This is a genomic window from Nonomuraea sp. NPDC050478 (assembly GCF_044458265.1).
Lineage (GTDB): Bacteria > Actinomycetota > Actinomycetes > Streptosporangiales > Streptosporangiaceae > Nonomuraea > Nonomuraea ferruginea.
Map to the genome: position 1 here is coordinate 547,118 of NZ_JBITHT010000003.1, position 17,421 is coordinate 564,538.

Below are 17,421 nucleotides of genomic sequence, written 5' to 3' on the forward strand. Positions count from 1 at the left end.
TTGCCCTTATGTGAACGCCGTGTTAAGGCCGTCGCTTCTTGTCACCCGTCGTGAGGCGGTATTCCTGGCCGAGCTCGCGCCGTCCGTTCCCGTCGTAGCCGAGCAGCCGCATCGCGGTGTCCGGGTCCAGCGCCGCCGCCAGGAGCTGGGCGCGGGCGTGCGCCTCGTCCCGGTCCCGTTCCGCCTTGGCCTGGGCCACCCGGACGCCTTTGACGGCCACGGTGGTGAGCCCGACGCCGACGACCACCGCGACCACCACCACGAAGAGCGCGATCAGCAGCCACGGCGAGGCGATGCCCGGCGCGGGGGCGGGGGCGGCGGCCGCGCCGGTCTCCGTCCCCGAGGCTGGGCCTGCGGTCAGCACGCCGGTCAGCGCGAGCGCGAGGATGATCGCCAGCCCGACGAGCATGAACAGGCTGGCCGCGACCACCCACAACCGTCCGGTACGACTCCGCGGCGGCGGCTGCTCGACCGTGTCGTCCACGATCAACGGCACTGCCCTCGGCGGTGGCGGCGGCTGCTCCGAACCCCACGGCACGATCTCGGGCCGCCCTTCATCACCCTCACCCGCGGCGAGGGAAAGGGGCGCCGGACCCCTCACCACAGGAGACGCGCCGGACCAGCCAGCATCCGGAGGCGACGCACCGACCCCGGCGTGCGCCGCGGGCCAGGCGGGATCCGACCCGGGGGTGTCGCCGCCGGAGGCGCCGGACCAGGCGGGGGCCGTCCCAGGGGCTCCCGGCCAGGCGGGGGCCGTCCCAGGGGCTCCCGGCCAGGCGGGGGCCGTGCCGGGGGCTCCCGGCCAGGCCGGGGCCGTGCCGGGGGCTCCCGGCCAGGCGGGGGCCGTCCCAGGGGCTCCCGGCCAGGCCGGGGCCGTGCCGGGGGCTCCCGGCCAGGCCGGGGCCGTGCCGGGGGCGCCGATCCAGTCGGGATCCGTGCCGGGGACCGCGAAGGCGAGGGGGTTCGCCGTTTCCGGGGCCGGCGCCGTGGAGCCGTCGCCTGGTGGGACGGGGGTGTTGGTTTCCGCCGCGCCGGGCAGGTCGCGCGCCACCGGGCGGTGTTCGCGGTGCGCGAGGGCGGCCTCCGCGTGGTAGTCCTCCAGGTCCCGGTAGAACTCGTCGGAGGCGTACATCGTGCCGTCGACGACCGGCCCCCGCCGCCGCCGGAGGATCGCCACCACGTCGTCGCCGTCCAGCGTCCGGTGCGTCTCCAGGGCGTGCGCCAGGCACAGCACGTCCCGGCGGTGCTCCGCGAGCAGGTCCCCGGTCTTGGCCAGCAGCCGCGCCAGGTCGTCCTCGATCCGCTCCCCCAGCACGCCGGTTCGCCCGCCGATGATCCCCAGCTCCCGGAGGGCGGGCAGCGAGGTGACGCCCGAGCCCATCCCCCAGGACGACTCCATGAGCGCGCTCAGGCAGGTCGCCGCGTGCAGGTCGTCGCGGACGCCCGACGAGCTGTCCTCGCCGAAGAACATCCGCTCCCCCGCCAGGGAGGCGAGCGAGACCATGATGTCCGCCTCGTACTCCGACTTCCAGCGGGTGGACCCGTTCGACGGGCCGAGGTCGCCGGCGCCCTTCTCGATGGTGGCGAGGCCGATCTCCTGGTGGGAGCGCGTCACGTACGCGACCACCGCGTGACAGGCCTCGTGCACGGCCACGGCGTGGCGCTCGCGCTCGACGTGCTCGTCCGGGCCGAGCCGCTGCCGCCTGGCGCTCAGCACGTCCGGCCAGGTGATGGTCTCCCGCCCGTCGCGCACGGCGCTGATCAGCGACTCGTTGACCAGGTCCTTGATGGTGGCGCCGGTCGCGTACGGGGTGATGGCGGCGAGCCTGCCGATCTGTTCCGCGGTCAGCTCGTGCGCCACCTCGGCGAAGTACCCCTGGTAGGTGCGGAGCCGCCCGGCCCTGGACGGGTGGCCGACCCGGTGGACGCGGTCGACGCGCCCGGGCCCCAGCAGCGCCCGGTCCAGCGCGTCCGGCCGCTCGGTGGCCAGGATGACGAGGACGCGGTACGGGGGCGGCGGCTTGGGCCGCATCCCGAGCAGCCGCCTGACCGTCCGGTTGAAGAGCCCGCGCGGCTCCTTCAGCCCGGACAGCTCGGTGAGCAGCGCCCGCTGCGTGCGGGCATCGCCGCCGCCTCCGCCGAGGGGCTCGCCGGGGAAGGCGAGCACCGAGCGGCTCTCCTCCGACAGGTAGTCCGGTCCGTGGCAGCCGGAGAGGCCGCCGCCCTCGGCGGGCGGTCCCGGCCGGCCGCGCCCGCCCAGCGCGTCGGCGTCGTCGAAGAGGATGACCACGCCTCCGTAGCGGAGCGCGAGCCTGCGCAGCTTCCTGAAGAGCGTCCTGACCTTCAGGACGCCGACGCCCGCGAACGTGCCGGTGAACGCGCCCGAGTCCACGACCACGTACGGCTTGCCGGTCTCCCCCGCGACGGCCTCGGCAATCAGCGTCTTGCCGGTGCCCGGCGGCCCCCACAGCAGCAGACCGCCCGGCACGTACCCCCCGCGCCGCTCGATCTCCCCGGGTCTCTCCAGGAGGACAAGGCTCTGCCTGATCCGCTCGACCACGTGGTCCTGCCCCCACACGTCGGCGAAGCGGGTCGTGACGTCGCCGGGGAAGTACGTCTCGACGCCGCTCCGGGACAGGAACCAGAGCAGACCGGCGAACACGACGATGATCACGACGAGCGGAACGGCGATCTGGACCACGAGCGGCAGCGCCCGGGACAGCAGCGCCGGAGCCTCGAACAGCGCGACCGCCGGGCTGGTGCCGAGCACCGCCGCGAGCACCAGGGCCAGCAGCGCCACCCAGACAGCGATCTTCGCCAGGCGGGCCACGCGGAACCTGGTCCAGTCGTCGAGACGCCGGTGCGACCAGCGCTCCCACCCGCCGAAGACCCGCCGGCGCCAGAACCGCCGGTAGCCCGGCAGGCGCTCGCCGGCCAGGAGGTGGAGCTGCCGTGCCGCCTCCGCGCCGAGCAGCCAGAAGATCCACTGATGGTCCCTGGCCACCACCCGGACCGCGTCGGAGAACGGCACGATGCCCGGGTGATCCGCCATCACCTTCAGGGCGAGCACCAGATAGACGGCCGTCAGGCCGGCCAGGACCCTGCTCCGGTCCCAGAGCCGCCGCCTCTCAGCCGTGGCGGCGTCCGGGTCGGCGGGCCCGCTTCCGGGGGCGCGCAGCCCTGCGTGGGGCGTGGTCTTCACGGGGTGCTCCCTCATCCGGGCAGCCTGAGCAGGTTGAAGGAACCCGCGATCTGGTCGAACTCGGCGGCGCGCCGGGTGAAGCAGGTCGCCTCGCACGCGAGGAACATCACCGACAGGCTCGTTCCCTGGCCGTCGAGGATGACCGTCTGGTCGAACGTCTGGATCTCGCCGCCGATCCGGTAGTTGTAGCGGACCCGGACCCCCCTGGCCCCGTCGCCGAGGGTGAGCTCCCTGTCCATGAGCGGCTCGAAGTGGCTGAACGCCGGCGCCCGCCCCGCCCGCAGCACGGACATCAGGTACGCCGTGCGCGTCTGCTCGGTCACCGGCAGGAGGAAGTCGCGCATCCGGTTGAGCGAGATCTCGTTGCGCTGCCCGTCGGTCAGCTTGCGCACGGTCACGTACACGAACGGGTCCCGCGAGCCGAACAGGTGCTCCACGGCGGGACGGGCCGCCTGGTCGTAGGCCGTCGACCAGACCTGTTGCCTGCGCAACTGCGCCGCCGCCGAGCTCGGGTGGTCGTCCGACAGCAGCCGTTCGAGCGGGGACGCGTCGAGCCGGGAGAAGGAGGACGGCACCTTGAAGTAGGTGGTGCCGTCCCGGTCGCGCACGTAGTGGAACTCGGGTTGCCCGCAAGCGGCCATGGTCGCCGCCGCGGCGATGAGCGCGATCCACGCCCGCGTCGTCTTCACCAGGGATTACCTCCGCATGACGAGGCACCGCAGTTGTTGTGCCCGTTTTCTCCCGACTGAGCCGTGCGCGGCATGAGAAATCTTGACCAAAACTTGGCCGTGCGTTGGTCTCACTTGTTACAGATCAACAGGTCTTCCTGTCGTCCAGGTCTGACTTCCGGCCGGGCCTCTTGGTCATCGCGCGGTGGGTGGCCGAAGATGAAGCCACCCCCCTCACGCGACCGGAGCGCACGATGACAGAACCGGCCGGACCGGCCACGGAGATCGTCGACTCGTACGGGATGACGGCGGAGCGCGCCTTCGCCGACCTCTGGTCGCGGGAGACGCTCACCCTCAGAGAACGCCGCCTGCTCCTGCTCGGCCTGCTCGTCGGACAGGGCATCGACGACCAGGTGGAGCTGCAGCTCGACGCGGCGCTGCGCACGGGCGACCTGGACGAGGCCGAGCTGCGGGAGCTCGTCGTCTTCCTCACCCACTACGCGGGCTGGACGCGGGGGACCCGGCTCGGCAAGCAGGTCGAGGACCTGATCGAGCTGGTCAGGCGGGATCGATCCGGTAGACGGGGCCGGCCAGGCTGAGCGCGTACAGCTCGCCGTCGTGGTCCTCGCCGAACGAGGACAGCTGCTCCACCTCGCCCACGCGCCGGTCGCGTGCCGGCTCGTCGACGGGCGCCGCCCTGATCCACCCCGCGCAGAAGTCGCCGTAGAGGAACTGGCCGCGCAGCCACGGGATCTTCGCGCCGTGGTAGACGAATCCGGCGATCACCGAGCAGTTGCCGCCCTCGTTCAGGGGGTAGACGATCACCGGGTCGGTCAGCTTCCCGGCCGGGCCCTGGCGGAAGCGTTCCCTGCCCTCACGCAGGTTCCAGCCGTAGTTCTCGCCGCCTTCGGAGCCGGCCGGCTGGTAGTCGACCTCCTCCCACGCGTTCTGGCCGACGTCGCCGATCCACAGGTCGCCGTTGGCCCGGTCGAAGCCGAACCGCCACGGGTTGCGCAGCCCGTAGGCCCAGATCTCGGTCCGCGCGCCCTCCTTGCCGACGAACGGGTTGTCCTCTGGCACCGCGTAGGGTTTCCCGCCGCGCGGGTCGATGCGCAGGATCTTGCCCAGCAGCGTGCCCAGGTCCTGGCCGTTGCCCTCCGGGTCACCACCGCCGCCGCCGTCGCCGAGCGCGATGTAGAGGTAGCCGTCGGGACCGAAGGCGAGCTGGCCGCCGTTGTGGTTGGCGAACGGCTGCTCCTGCGTCAGCACGTCACGCCTGCGGGTGGCGCGGGCGCCGTCGTAGGCCCATTCGGTGACGTGGGTGGTGCCGGCCTTGTCGGTCCAGTCGAGGTAGAGCCAGCGGCCGGACGGGTGGAAGGCGACGCCGAGCAGGCCCTGCTCGTTGCCGCCGCTCACCTCTCCGGACAGGTCGACGACCGTGTCACCGTCGGTGGTGCGCAACCTGCCGCCCTGCTCGGCCACGTACAGCCGCCGATCCCCGCTCCGGACGGCGAATGCCACCGGCCGCTCCAGCTCGGCGATCCGCGTGAACCGCAGCCCGCCCTGCGCGGGCGTACTCTCCGCGGGCGAACCGGACGGACTCGCCGCCTCAGCGTCGGCCGGAACGGACGCGGACGGACTCGCCGCCTCAGTGCCGGCCGGAACGGATGCGGACGGCGGGACGGGGGCCCCTTCCGGCGGCGCGGCGGAGCAGCCGGTCAGGACGACGACGAGCACGGCCACAGCGAGGCGCACGCCGCCCATCCTCGCACGCCCCAACCGCCCTCACCACCGCCCAACGCCACCACCACGCCCCAACCCGCAGTTTGCCACCACCACGCCGTTCCAGCCTGTAGTTCACCACCACGCCGTCCCAGCCTGTAGTTCACCACCACCCGCCCCCGCCTGCAGTTCGCCACCACCTGCGCTACCCCGCTCTTCCCCACCACGCCGTCCCAACCGCGCTCTTCGCCACCGCCGCGCCGTCCCCGCGCGCTCTTCGTCACCGCCGCGCCGTCCCCGCGCGCTCTTCGCGCGCCACTACCCACGTGATGCGGAGGGTACGTGGCCTCCCGCTTCTCCATCGCGAGCAGCCCGAACCCGGTCAGGCTCCGCGACCCGGACTTGCACCCCCTCCCCACTCCGTTTTCCGGAGCTACGGCGGGCTGAGCGGGCCGTAAGGCACGCATGACGGCGCCCAGCCCGAGGGGGTTCCCGAAAAAGGTTGTCGATGTTGATTCTCCGGTCGCCGCCGGTCCGCCGCGAACGAACCGGAACGATCGGCTCCAGCGATCGCGCACCCCCGCCACGTTAGGGTTCTTGGCATGCCTACCGCATTGATCACCGGCGCCACGGCCGGCATCGGCGCCGCCTTCGCCCGCCGGCTGGCAGCCGACGGTTTCACCCTGGTCCTGGTGGCGCGCGACGAGCGGCGGCTCGGCGAGGCCGCCGCTCAGCTGGAGCTGAGGTACGGGGTCGCGGTCGAGGTCCTGCCCGCCGACCTGGCGACCGACGACGGCCTGGCCCTGGTGGAGGCGCGCTGCCGTGCCGGGGTCGATCTGCTGGTCAACAACGCCGGGTTCGCGCAGCGGCACGACTTCCTCGACACGCCGGTGGAGGACGAGTTGCGGATGCTCAAGGTCCACTGCGAGGCGGTGCTGCGGCTGACCCTGGCGGCGCTGCCGGGGATGCGCAAGCGCGGCAAGGGCGCGGTGGTCAACGTCGGTTCGGTGGCGGGCTTCTTCACCCGCGGCACCTACAGCGCGTCCAAGGCCTGGGTGGCCAACTTCAGCGAGTCCGCCGCGGCCGAGATCAGCGAGCCCGGCGTCAAGGTCATGGCGCTCTGCCCGGGTTTCGTGCGGACGGAGTTCCACCAGCGCGCCTCGATCGACATGTCCGGCATGCCGGGGTTCATGTGGCTGAACGCCGACAAGCTCGTCGCCGAGGCGCTGCGCGATCTGGCGCTGGGCAAGTGGGTCTCGGTGCCTTCCCTGCGCTACAAGGCGGTCGTCGCGGTCGGCAGGTTCGTGCCGCGCCGCCTGGTCGCGGAGGTCTCCGCCCGCATCGGCCGCCGCTGACGGACGCCCCGGGAAACGGGTCGGGCCCTCTTCGCGGGAGGGGGTCGCGATGAGGGCCCGGACGGCCGCGGGCGGGCCCGCGGCCGGGAATCGGTAGCCGGAGTACGGCTGCGGTCAGCGGCCGACGTTGGCCGGGTGGCCGACGGCCAGGCCGGAGGCCGGGTCGAAGAAGTGCAGGTTGTGCGTGTCGACGACCAGGTCGATGGTCTGGCCGTGGCGCACGTGGCTGCGGGCGTTGACCCGGGCGGTCCACAGAGACTTGTCGCCGGCCAGCGGCAGCGTGGCCTCCTCGTCGTCGCCGGTGTCGGCCGCGGCCACGGTGTCCTTGTGCTCCACCGGCGGGGCGTCGATCAGGAACAGCACGTTGATCTCGGAGCCGAGCTCCTCGGTGACCTCCGCCTTGGCGGACAGCGTCGCCCAGCCGTTGTCGGCGTGGGCGCCGGCGGAGGCGGCGTCCTCGAAGTCGGACGGGCGGATGCCGAGGATGAGCTTCTTGCCGATGTACTGGTCGAGGCCGGGCTTCTCGGTGAACGTGGACTCGGGGATCGGCAGCTTGTAGCCGGCGAAGGCCACGGCGGCGCCGCCGTCGCGGACCAGCTCGGCGTTGACGAAGTTCATCGACGGCGAGCCCATGAACCCGGCGACGAACAGGTTGACCGGCTTGTCGAAGAGGTTCTGCGGGGTGTCGACCTGCTGGAGCAGACCGTCGCGGAGCACGCAGACGCGGTCGCCGAGGGTCATGGCCTCGACCTGGTCGTGGGTGACGTAGACGGTGGTGACGCCGAGGCGCTCGTGCATCTGGTTGAGCGAGGCGCGCATGGAGACGCGGAGCTTGGCGTCGAGGTTGGACAGCGGCTCGTCCATGAGGAAGGCCTGCGGCTCGCGGACGATGGCGCGGCCCATGGCGACACGCTGGCGCTGACCACCGGACAGGGCGGCCGGCTTGCGCTTGAGGTAGGTCTCGAGGCCGAGCATCTTGGCCGCGTCCTGGACCCGCTGCTGGATCTCGGCCTTGGGCATCTTGCGCAGCTTGAGGCCGAAGGCGAGGTTCTCCTCGACCGTCATGTGCGGGTAGAGCGCGTAGTTCTGGAAGACCATCGCGATGTCGCGGTCCTTCGGCGGCAGGTGGTTGACCACCTTGTCGCCGATGGCGATCTCGCCGCCGCTGATGTCCTCGAGGCCGGCGATCATCCGGAGGGCGGTCGACTTGCCGCAACCGGAGGGGCCGACCAGCACCATGAACTCGCCATCCTTGATCTCAAGGTTGAGCCCGTTCACAGCCTTGACGCCACCGGCGTAGATCTTGTCGACGTCGGTCAAAACGATGGATGCCATGACAGTCCTTCGCGCAGGGCGATGGCCCCGATAGTCGATGTTGCGTATGTGGATACGTTTTCAAGCATCTCATCGTGAAACGGATATCCCTGTCAAGGGTTCCCCTATGAACAGCCATCGCGGGACCGGCGGTCTTCCGGAAATCGGGAAAGCATGATGGAATCGTTTCCATGGATAAGCGGGCGACGATCAAGGACGTGGCCGAGGCCGCGGGGGTGGGCATCGCCACCGTGTCCCGGGTGCTGTCAGGCGGCTCGGCCAGCCCTCAGACCAGGGAGCGGGTGCTGGCGGTCGCGGCCCAGCTCGACTACCGCCCCAGCGCCGTCGGCCGCAACCTGCGCCAGCGCCGCACGGGCGGGCTCGGGCTGCTGGTCCCCGACCTGACCGACACGTTCTTCGGCCAGCTCGCCGAGGGGGCGCTCGCGTACGCGCGCTCGGCCGGCGAGCCGGTCGTGCTGGGCTCCACCGGCGACGACCCGGAGCAGGAGTCGGAGATGATCGGCATGCTGCTGGAGCAGAGCGTGGACCGGGTGGTCGCGGTGCCGTCCGGCGACGCCGAGACCTGGCAGCCGGCCCTCAGGGCGGGCATGACGGTGGTCTTCGCCGACCGCCTGCCGGTCGAGGGCGCCGATCCGGCCGGCGAGGGCCCCGACCGCGACCTCATGCTCCTCGACGGCCTGCCGCCGGCCCGGCCGTCGCGCCCGCTGGACGTCCCCGCGGTCCTCGCCGACGACCGGTCGGGCATCCGTACGGCGGTGCGCTACCTGAGAGGGCTCGGCCACCGGCGCATCGCCTATCTCGGCGGCCCCGGGCACGACCGGCGGGCGGAGGCGTTCCGCGAGGCGGTGGGGGCGCCGGCGGACGAGGAGCTGATCGTGTTCGCCACCGGGAGCCGCGACTCCGCCTACGCGGCCGCCTCCGGCCTGTTCCAGAGCCGTCCGGACCTGTCGGCGGTGGTGGCCGGGGGCAACGTGCTCGGCGAGGCCGCCGTCCTCGCCGCCCGCGAACTCGATCTGCGGGTGCCGAGGGACGTGTCCCTCGTGATGTACGACGACGTCCCGTGGGCGGAGCTCTGCTCGCCTCCCCTGACGGTGATCGCCCAGCCGGGGCGCGACATCGGCTACCGGGCGGCCGAGCTCGTCCTGCGCACGGGCGCCCGCCGCCCGCGCACGGTGGTGCTGCCCACGGAGCTGATCGTCCGGGGCAGCTGCGGGCCGTACCCCGGCCGGCCCGGGGCCGGGGTCAGGGCTTGAGGGTGCGGGCGGCGACGAGCCGCCCGGACTGGAAGCCCTCCACGCGGACGACCTGCGCGGCGGCGAGGCCGGGGACGGTCACGGTGACCGTCTCCTGGGTCAGGTCGACGGTGAGCCGCGGCCTGCCGTCCAGGTAGACGTCCGCCCGGTCCAGGAGGCCGGTCCGTAGGGTCAGCTCGTCCGCCGCCCCCGCGACGCGCACGTCGAGGCGGCGGGCGGGAAGGGCCGCGAGGAGCTCGCCCGCGCGGTCGAGCAGGTCCTGGTTGCCGGCCAGGATGTCCCGGCGGGTCAGGCGGTGGCGGTGGCCTGGCCGTACGCCGAGGTCCTCGACGGGCGTGCCGGCCAGCTCGTGGACGCGCAGCGTGCGGCGGACCGACACGCGCATGCCCGCTCCGCCGGGCAGCGGCCGGTACGGCGAGCCGGGCGCCGGGCTGGGCAGTTCGAGCAGGAGCTTGAGCAGCTCGTGCGTCCAGACGTTGGCGCCGCCCGCGCCGGTGTTGTCGTCCACGCCGAGGACGGGGCCGATCCCGTGGTCCTGGAAGCCGGCGGCGAAGATGTCCGTCGCCGAATAGCAGCGCGCGTCGGTGATCAGCACGACCGGGCCGTGATAGCACTGGCCGATGGCGTTGGCCCCGGCCTCGGGGGTGATGGCGAAGCCGGCCGAGTGGACGGCGCCGATCTCCAGGGCCTGGTTCATGGACGGGCACCACGGCCCGAGGTCGATCTGCCCGGTCGGGTTCTCCTCGTGCTGCGCGCAGATCCGCACGTTCAGCGGCGTGGTGACGAACTGGGTCGGCTCGGGCGTGATCCGGTGCGGCGTCAGCGTCTGCAGCAGGAACTCGGCGGCGTGGATGTGCCCGCCGCCGTTGCCCCGCACGTCCACCACGAGCCCGTCCCGCGGCAGCAGGCCGGCGAGCCGGACGAACTCGCCGACGAACGCGCCGGGGTCGTTGGTGTTGAAGGTGAACACGCGGATGTGGCCGAAGGTCCCCGACGGGGTCTCCACGGCCCGCGCCTTGAAGAACGCCGGCATGGACGTCGGAAGGTCCGCTCCCGGGGCGTCGGTCCCGGCGGCGTCGACGATCTCCGCCGTGAGCGTCCGGGGGACGTACAGCATCCTGAGCGCGCGGGAGATCGCGTCCGTGCCCAGGTCCAGCCCCTGCGACACGGCGGCCTCGGTGAGCGCCCCGGCGTCGACGAACGGCGGCGGGTTGTCCGTCACCCGCCACGGCTCCCTCAGCTCGTGGGCTATCCCGTCCCGGCCCAGATAGCCGAGCGTCACCCAGGACTCGTCGGGCGGCAGGTGGATCACCAGCGGCCGGATGGTCAGCGACTGCAGCCCGCGCGAGTGCCGCGCCGCCGGGTTGCCGCCGGCGTACCGTGCGGCGTTGGCGTCCACCGCGGCGCCGATCGGGGTCCCGTTCCAGTGGGTGACCTCGGCGCCCGGCTCCAGCCCCGGCGCGGAGAACCCTTCCACGAGCCTGGTCACCAGGTAGCGGGGTCTGCCGTCCTCGTGGCACTCCTCGACCAGGAACGGGAGGTAGGCGACCTTGCTCGCGTACGGCTGCGGGAGCAGGTAGTTCGTGTGCAGGTCGCGTACCGAGTGGAAGATCTCCGACAGCTCCGCGTGGAAGCGCGGCTCGGGGTCGGCGGTCGCGGCGGTCTGCCGGCTGAGCCTCAGGGCCAGCAGCCGGAGCCGCTGCACCGGGTTGACCGCGTACATCGCGATCTTCAGCGGGAGGTGCGCGTAGTTCTGCTCGATCAGCACCAGCGCCTGCTCCACGAGCGTGCGCCGGTCGGCGAGCGTGAGCGTGCCCGCCGTGTCCAGGAAGTCCCGCAGGTCCACGGCGTCGGCCAGCCGCTTGGCCTGCCCGGTCGCGCCCTCGCTGATCCCCATGCCGCCTCCCGGTCCGCGCGCCTGCCCGACAGGGGACAAGCTCTCAGAGCACGGCGGCGGCCGCGTCAGGAGGCGCCCCAGGGATTTCCCTAGGGCGCCTGCTCCCGAGCGGTCAGAGGACCTTCTCGATGGCGGCCAGGACCGCCGGGTCCGTCGGCACGGTGCGGGGGCGGAAGCGGGCCACCACCCGGCCGTCGCGGTCGACGAGGAACTTCTCGAAGTTCCACTGCACGTCGCCGCTCTCGCCCTCGGCGTCCGGCGCCTGCACGAGGCGCTCGTACAGGGCGTGCCGGTCGGGGCCGTTCACGTCGGCCTTGGCCAGCAGCGGGAAGTCGACCCCGTACGTGGTGGAGCAGAACTCCTGGATCTCCTCGGCGCTCCCCGGCTCCTGCCCCATGAACTGGTTGCACGGCATGCCGACCACGCTGAACCCGCGCGGGCCGTACTCCTGGTGGAGCTTGACGAGGTCGGTGTACTGCGGGGTGAGCCCGCACTTGGAGGCCACGTTGACGATGAGCAGGGCCTTGTCGCCGGCCACGCCGGCGAGGGTGGTGGGTTCGTCCGTCAGGGTGCGGACCGGGATCTCTCGAACGTTCATGGTCCGACCTTACGAGATGCCTGTCAGCCCCAAAACGTGACCTAATCCACATTTATCCCCCGAAGGCCCAGCAACAGGCATATATCGAGATCTTTACTGACGATCTACATTTCCATGGTCAATTCGCAGTAAAGGTGACAAGTCCGGCAGGGTGGCGCGGTCCCCGATTCCTGCGAAAGGGAACCCGAATGCCCATGCTCCGCCGTACCAGCGTCCTGCTCATGAGCGCCTCGCTCATGGTTGCGGGCGGCGCCACGGCCGCACAGGCGCAGAGCTCCCAGACGAGTGCGACCAGCACGAGCAGCAAGAACAAGTCCATGGCGAAGAAGATGGTGAACAAGCGCGGCTGGGCCGCCACCCAGTTCAGATGCCTGGTCAAGCTCTGGGAACGCGAGAGCGGCTGGAACCACCGGGCCGGCAACCGCTACTCCGGCGCCTACGGCATCCCCCAGGCGCTGCCCGCCGGCAAGATGGCCTCGCACGGGAGCGACTGGCGCACCAACCCCAGGACGCAGATCGCCTGGGGGCTGAGCTACATCAAGAAGAGGTACGGCACGCCGTGTCGCGCCTGGGGCCACTTCCAATCCCACCACTGGTACTGATCCAAACCTCAGGCTTGCGCGAGTTTCGCGGAAAGCGCCGGCCATCGAGGCGCCGGGCCGATCAATCCGGGCCCAACGAGAGCGCCCTTTATCCGCATCGATCCCGCAAACACCTGTCCTTGGCGTGTCCCGGGTTCTGACCGCGCGCGGTCGCGCGTACTAGAAACCGGCTCAGAGGACATGTCGTGGAGCCCTCCGGGCCGTCCGGCGAGAAGCCGGGCGGATCAAGGATCCCGGAGGGCCGCGCGGACCCTTCTCGTCCGAGCCACGGACGCGGACCGGCAGGGGCGCCGGGGAAGCGAGAGCGCCCGTCCGCACGCGACCCGACCGCGAGGATCGACTTGAACAGCAAGCGCACGCTACGCAGCACGATCGTGACCCTGGCCGCGCTCACCGCCGCACTCGGCGGGATGGAGGTCGCGGCCACGGCCGAGACGGAGGGCGCCGACGACGCGCCCATGGTGGTCCGTACGTGGCGGACCAGCGCGGAACCGCGCGTCCCCGCCCACCGTCCGAGAAGCACCAGCAAGCGTTTCGCCCTCGACCAGGTGGTGCGCAGGTCATGGGGCCTGCGCGAGTTCCACTGCCTGGACAACCTGTGGACCAGGGAGAGCGGCTGGAACCACCGCGCCGTGAACCGTTCGTCCGGCGCCTACGGCATCCCGCAGGCACTGCCCGGCGGCAAGATGCGGGGAGCGGGCAAGGACTGGCGGCACAACCCGAGGACCCAGATCCGCTGGGGCCTGTCCTACATCAAGGGGAGGTACGGCAAGCCGTGCGGCGCCTGGGGGCACTTCAGGTCGCACAACTGGTACTAGCCGGACGCCGGAGGGCATCCGCGGGTCACCGGGTGCCCTCCCTCCTCGCCGGGTGCACCGCGATCGCCTGGACGAACAGCTCCACCCCGAACGCGAACTCCGCCTCGTGGTCGCAGGAGCCCAGCAGCTCGGACAGCGCGCTCACCTCGGGGAACAGCTCGGGATCCACCTCCTCGGGGTCGATCGTCGAGCTGCGGCCGGGGGCGAAGGCGGGCGTCACGCCGACCTCGCGCAGCAGCGAGCCGACGATGAACGCGATGAACAGCCGCAGCACCCGCACCGCGTCGGCGCCGTCGAACCCGGCGCTGCGCAGCGTGGCCAGGGCCCGCTCGACGGGCAGCAGCCCGGCGTGGCTGTGGAGCTGGCGGCTGACGACGAGCATGGTGCAGCGCGGGTAGTGGTGGGCGATCTGGCGGAAGGCGCGCGCCTGCATGCGCACCCGGTCGGCCCAGTGGGCCTCCGGGTCGTCGGTGAACTCGATCTCGCTGAGCACGCTCTCGGCCACGCCGTCGAGCAGGGCGCCCTTGTTGGGCACGTGGTTGTAGAGCGACATCACGCCGACCCCCAGCTCGGAGGCGATGCGCCGCATGGAGACGGCGTCGGCGCCCTCGCGCTCGATCAGCTCGACCGCGGCGGCGACGATCCGGGCCCGGGACAGCGGCTGGGTGGTCACACTGCATTCTATTGACGCGCGTACAGCGTACGTGCAAGCCTCCAAGGAACGTACGGTGTACGTCACCCCCCTCCGGAGGTCCGATGTCGACCCACGAGCTCTACACCATCCCCGCAGGCCTGGCCACGTGGAACGTGGAAATGGCCGGAACCACGAAGTTCACCTGGGAGTACGACGACGGCAGGGACCGCATGCTGGCCCTGTACCAGAAGGGCAAGGACAAGCAGTGGGACTCCACCAAGCGGATCGACTGGGACCTCGAAGTCGATCCGTACGACATCCTCGGCATCCCCGACCAGACCATCGCCATCTACGGCACCCCGCTGTGGGAGCGGATGGACGACAAGCAGCGCAAGGACGTGCGGCTGCACAACGCGTCCTGGCAGTTCTCCCAGTTCCTGCACGGTGAGCAGGGTGCGATGATCTGCTCGGCCAAGATCGTGGAATCGGTGCCTGACCTCGACTCCAAGTTCTACGCGGCCACCCAGACGATGGACGAGGCGCGCCACGCCGAGACCTACGCCCGCTTCCTCCAGGAGAAGGTCGGCCTCGCCTACCCGATCAACCCGTACCTGAAGTCCCTGCTGGACTCGACGCTGAGCGACTCCCGCTGGGACATGCCCTACCTGGGGATGCAGGTGCTGATCGAAGGTCTCGCCCTCGCGGCCTTCGGCGTGATGCGCGACATCACCACCAAGCCGCTGCCCAAGCAGATCCTCGCCTACGTCATGCAGGACGAGGCCCGGCACGTCGCCTTCGGCCGGATGGCGCTGCGCGACTACTACCGGCAGCTGTCGGAGGCCGAGCTGCGCGAGCGCGAGGACTTCGTCATCGAGGGCTGCTACCTCATGCGCGACCGCCTGCGCGGCCGGGAGACCTGGGAGAACCTCGGCCTGAGCAGGGCCGAGGTGGACGAGGCCATGGTCGCGGTGGACCAGTCGGAGTACCTCCGGCTGTTCCGGTCCCTGCTGTTCAGCCGCATCGTGCCGTGCGTCAAGGACATCGGGCTGTGGAGCCCGCGGCTGCAGCAGGCGTACGCGGACATGGGCGTGCTGGAGATGGCCGGCCAGTCGCTGGAGGCGCTGATGAAGCAGGACGAGGAGATCGCCGACAAACTGGACGCAGCCCGCTTCGCGGAGGAGGAGGCCGAACGGCACGCCGAGGTGTCGCAGACCATCGCCATGGGCTCCGACGGCTGACCCCTCCAGGTGCTCTCCGCGTCGGTCCGGTCCGGAGTCAGGTAGCGATGAGGAGTTCGGCCTGGGCGGTCAACCGTGGTGGGAGCGGCTTGCGGCTCGCACTCTGCTGGGCGCGCCGGGCCAGACGAGCCGCTTCCAAGTCCTGCCCGGCTTTCTTCATGACGCGTGCGGTCCGCAGCAGGGTTGTGGCGTCGCTGTCCGCGTCCAGTCGTGGCAGCGCCCGGACCGCCGCGACCACGTCCCCGCTCAGCGCCAGGGCGAGCGCGTAGGCGGCGCGTGTCGAGGCCAGCTCATGAGGCCGGACCCGATCGAGATCGCGCAGCGCGGACTGAGGCGCGATGTCCGAGAGGATCTCCCCCCGGACCCGCAGCGCCTCGGCCGGGTTGTTCCCGGAGCGGAGCGCCGCGTCCAGCATGTCGACCGCGCCGCTTTCGTGCCCGATGTACCACAACGCCCAAGCCAGCTCCGTCAGGATCACGGGTTCCGGACTCCGCTTCACCGCCGCCCGCAGTTCCCTGATCGCTTCCTGGTAGGCGCCTTGATCGACCAGGATCCGGCCGATGGCGGCCAGAAAGGTGGCGACGATACGGTCGGTGCCGCGCATCGTGGCGTACATCATCGCCGCCTCGCGATAGTGCGCGATAGCCCCGTCGAAGTCATCCAGCAGGTAGGCGGCATCTCCGGCCAAGGACTCGGCACGAGCCCGTGATCTGCCGTCGGCGGAGTTCCGGAGAGCCCTCTCCGCCTGCTTCGCGGCGAACTCGAACCAGCCTCGCTGCAACGCGGCTTCGATGGTCGAAACGTGGTTGGGCGGTTCGGGCTGCTGCCGCCCGAACGAGGTGCTCAAGAAGGGTCCTACGAGGCGTGCGGGCATCTCGTAGCGCCCTTTCTCCCCGCGGCGCAGGATTCGGCCTCGTGTCAGCGCCTGCGCGACCCGGGGAGGAAGGTCCTCGCCATCCGTCCCGTTCGTCACGATCGGGCGCAGCAAGGCGACCAGCTGGTCCACATCCCCGTCCAGCAGGTCCCGCGCCACCTCCTGGATGGTCCGGTCGCAGTGGTCGGCCAGCACCTTGTCCACGTCCACCAGGTCGGCGTCGCCGATGGGGGTGTCCTTCTCGTTCGTGGACTTCCAGAGTGCCTCGCAGACCAGTTGCAGGTGAGCCGGTTCCACCGTGGTGGAGCGGTCGGCCCGCAACTCGTCGACGAGCTTCTCGGCCACCCCTGGAGCGAGTTCCCGGCCGCAGCTCACAAGTGGTCGTCGGCATGCCTCCAGCGCCGCGTCCACGGCGAAGGGCTCCAGCCGGATGAACGACTCAGAGGTCATGTGCGTGCGCATCCCCTCATGGCGCTGCAGCGGCTCGAGGTGCTCGTCGGCGATGACGATGAGAAGGTGGAGCGGGGGATCGCCGCTGAGCGCGTCGCTCAACTGGTCGAGGAGATGGATGTGGCCGTCAGGATGCCGGCGGTGGGCGGTGAAGAGTTCCTCGGCGTGGTCGAAGACGGCCATGACCGTTCCGCCGTCCGGGTTCCAGTGATGCCAGCGCAGGTAGGTGCTGATCGTGAGGCCGGAGAGCCGGAGAGGGTGCTCGTGCGGCGACCATGACGACATCAGCGCGAAGGCGTGTGGGTCGCTGTCGTCGAGGATGGCGGCAGCGGGTAAGACGGAGGGCCGCCGCACACTTCCCAAGGGCAGTACGTCGGAACCTGCGAGAAGAGGCAGCACACCGGCCGTCACCAGCGACGTCTTGCCCACGCCCGAGGGGCCGTGCAGGATCGTCACCCGGTGATTCCGCCACAGGTGCGCGAGAGCGGCGGCCTCGGCCTCGCGGCCGAAGAATCTCGTCGCGTCCTCCCGGCGATAGGCACTCAGGCCGACGTACGGCTCGAAGCCGCTGCCGCTGGAAGGCATTGCCACACCCGCCCGCAGATGTAATCGCACCAGTACGTCGTTCGTCATCACCGCTCATGACGAAGATCCCGCACCCGAGTTGCAGGGAGCTGCGGTGACTCAACCATACTTGGCCGGAGCACGCGAGTTGCGAAACGCGCAACCAGAAAGAGCACTCAGGCCGCATTCGATCGCCGGCCCGCGGCGGCCT

General features: G+C 71.2%; 14 protein-coding genes. 6 read left to right on the top strand and 8 right to left on the bottom strand.

Annotated features, from left to right (window positions below; translation table 11 throughout):
* Positions 1–22 precede the first annotated feature (22 nt).
* Together ACIBF7_RS16955 and ACIBF7_RS16960 are read right to left on the bottom strand one after the other, a co-directional pair.
* The gene (locus ACIBF7_RS16955) at positions 23–3,202 is read right to left on the bottom strand and encodes an AAA family ATPase (RefSeq protein ID WP_397197509.1); all 3,180 of its coding nucleotides are present in this window, start codon (positions 3,200–3,202) and stop codon (positions 23–25) included.
* A gap of 11 nt (positions 3,203–3,213) precedes the next feature.
* Entirely contained in the window at positions 3,214–3,891 is a 678-nt protein-coding gene (locus tag ACIBF7_RS16960) for a hypothetical protein (RefSeq protein WP_397197510.1), read from the bottom strand.
* 233 nt (positions 3,892–4,124) lie between these two features.
* Here ACIBF7_RS16960 and ACIBF7_RS16965 point away from each other — a divergent pair, with 233 nt between their 5' ends.
* The gene (locus ACIBF7_RS16965) at positions 4,125–4,469 is read left to right on the top strand and encodes a carboxymuconolactone decarboxylase family protein (RefSeq protein WP_148030513.1); all 345 of its coding nucleotides are present in this window, start codon (positions 4,125–4,127) and stop codon (positions 4,467–4,469) included.
* Here the strand turns inward: ACIBF7_RS16965 and ACIBF7_RS16970 are convergent.
* Positions 4,429–5,625 carry a PQQ-dependent sugar dehydrogenase gene (locus tag ACIBF7_RS16970; RefSeq protein WP_397197511.1) on the bottom strand — a complete coding sequence of 399 codons (1,197 nt, stop codon included), beginning with the start codon at positions 5,623–5,625 and terminating at the stop codon, positions 4,429–4,431. The two genes, ACIBF7_RS16965 and ACIBF7_RS16970, sit on opposite strands and share 41 nt — an antisense overlap.
* Before the next feature lie 569 nt (positions 5,626–6,194).
* On the opposite strand from ACIBF7_RS16970, the gene ACIBF7_RS16975 reads away from it, so the two are divergent.
* Positions 6,195–6,947, top strand: coding sequence for an SDR family NAD(P)-dependent oxidoreductase (locus ACIBF7_RS16975; protein WP_397197512.1), 753 nt, complete (start codon positions 6,195–6,197; stop codon positions 6,945–6,947).
* Between the two features lie 114 nt (positions 6,948–7,061).
* Here ACIBF7_RS16975 and ACIBF7_RS16980 read toward each other — a convergent pair whose 3' ends face one another.
* Positions 7,062–8,282, bottom strand: a complete 1,221-nt coding sequence (locus tag ACIBF7_RS16980) for an ABC transporter ATP-binding protein (RefSeq protein WP_271274889.1) — start codon at positions 8,280–8,282, stop codon at positions 7,062–7,064.
* Positions 8,283–8,452: 170 nt separating this feature from the next.
* On the opposite strand from ACIBF7_RS16980, the gene ACIBF7_RS16985 reads away from it, so the two are divergent.
* Positions 8,453–9,535: a LacI family DNA-binding transcriptional regulator gene (locus tag ACIBF7_RS16985; RefSeq protein WP_148030510.1), complete on the top strand. Its 1,083-nt coding sequence runs from the start codon at positions 8,453–8,455 to the stop codon at positions 9,533–9,535.
* On the opposite strand, the gene ACIBF7_RS16990 is transcribed toward ACIBF7_RS16985, so the two are convergent.
* Together ACIBF7_RS16990 and ACIBF7_RS16995 are read right to left on the bottom strand one after the other, a co-directional pair.
* On the bottom strand, positions 9,525–11,432 hold the full coding sequence (locus ACIBF7_RS16990; RefSeq protein WP_397197513.1) for a S41 family peptidase: 1,908 nt from the start codon (positions 11,430–11,432) through the stop codon (positions 9,525–9,527). The two genes, ACIBF7_RS16985 and ACIBF7_RS16990, sit on opposite strands and share 11 nt — an antisense overlap.
* A 112-nt stretch (positions 11,433–11,544) precedes the next feature.
* Positions 11,545–12,030 (bottom strand): glutathione peroxidase, encoded by a 486-nt coding sequence (locus ACIBF7_RS16995; RefSeq protein ID WP_219545355.1) that lies wholly within the window; start codon positions 12,028–12,030, stop codon positions 11,545–11,547.
* Positions 12,031–12,218: 188 nt separating this feature from the next.
* Between ACIBF7_RS16995 and ACIBF7_RS17000 the strand changes: the two genes are divergently transcribed.
* Together ACIBF7_RS17000 and ACIBF7_RS17005 are read left to right on the top strand one after the other, a co-directional pair.
* Positions 12,219–12,632: a transglycosylase SLT domain-containing protein gene (locus ACIBF7_RS17000; protein WP_308248950.1), complete on the top strand. Its 414-nt coding sequence runs from the start codon at positions 12,219–12,221 to the stop codon at positions 12,630–12,632.
* Positions 12,633–12,973: 341 nt separating this feature from the next.
* Positions 12,974–13,450: a transglycosylase SLT domain-containing protein gene (locus tag ACIBF7_RS17005; protein WP_315970602.1), complete on the top strand. Its 477-nt coding sequence runs from the start codon at positions 12,974–12,976 to the stop codon at positions 13,448–13,450.
* Positions 13,451–13,475: 25 nt separating this feature from the next.
* Here the strand turns inward: ACIBF7_RS17005 and ACIBF7_RS17010 are convergent, their stop codons facing one another.
* Positions 13,476–14,123 (bottom strand): TetR/AcrR family transcriptional regulator C-terminal domain-containing protein, encoded by a 648-nt coding sequence (locus ACIBF7_RS17010; RefSeq protein ID WP_148030507.1) that lies wholly within the window; start codon positions 14,121–14,123, stop codon positions 13,476–13,478.
* Positions 14,124–14,206: 83 nt separating this feature from the next.
* Here ACIBF7_RS17010 and ACIBF7_RS17015 point away from each other — a divergent pair, with 83 nt between their 5' ends.
* The gene (locus ACIBF7_RS17015) at positions 14,207–15,322 is read left to right on the top strand and encodes a ferritin-like domain-containing protein (RefSeq protein WP_397197514.1); all 1,116 of its coding nucleotides are present in this window, start codon (positions 14,207–14,209) and stop codon (positions 15,320–15,322) included.
* Positions 15,323–15,359: 37 nt separating this feature from the next.
* Here ACIBF7_RS17015 and ACIBF7_RS17020 read toward each other — a convergent pair whose 3' ends face one another.
* Positions 15,360–17,279 (bottom strand): tetratricopeptide repeat protein, encoded by a 1,920-nt coding sequence (locus ACIBF7_RS17020; protein ID WP_148030505.1) that lies wholly within the window; start codon positions 17,277–17,279, stop codon positions 15,360–15,362.
* Between the last annotated feature and the right edge of the window lie 142 nt (positions 17,280–17,421).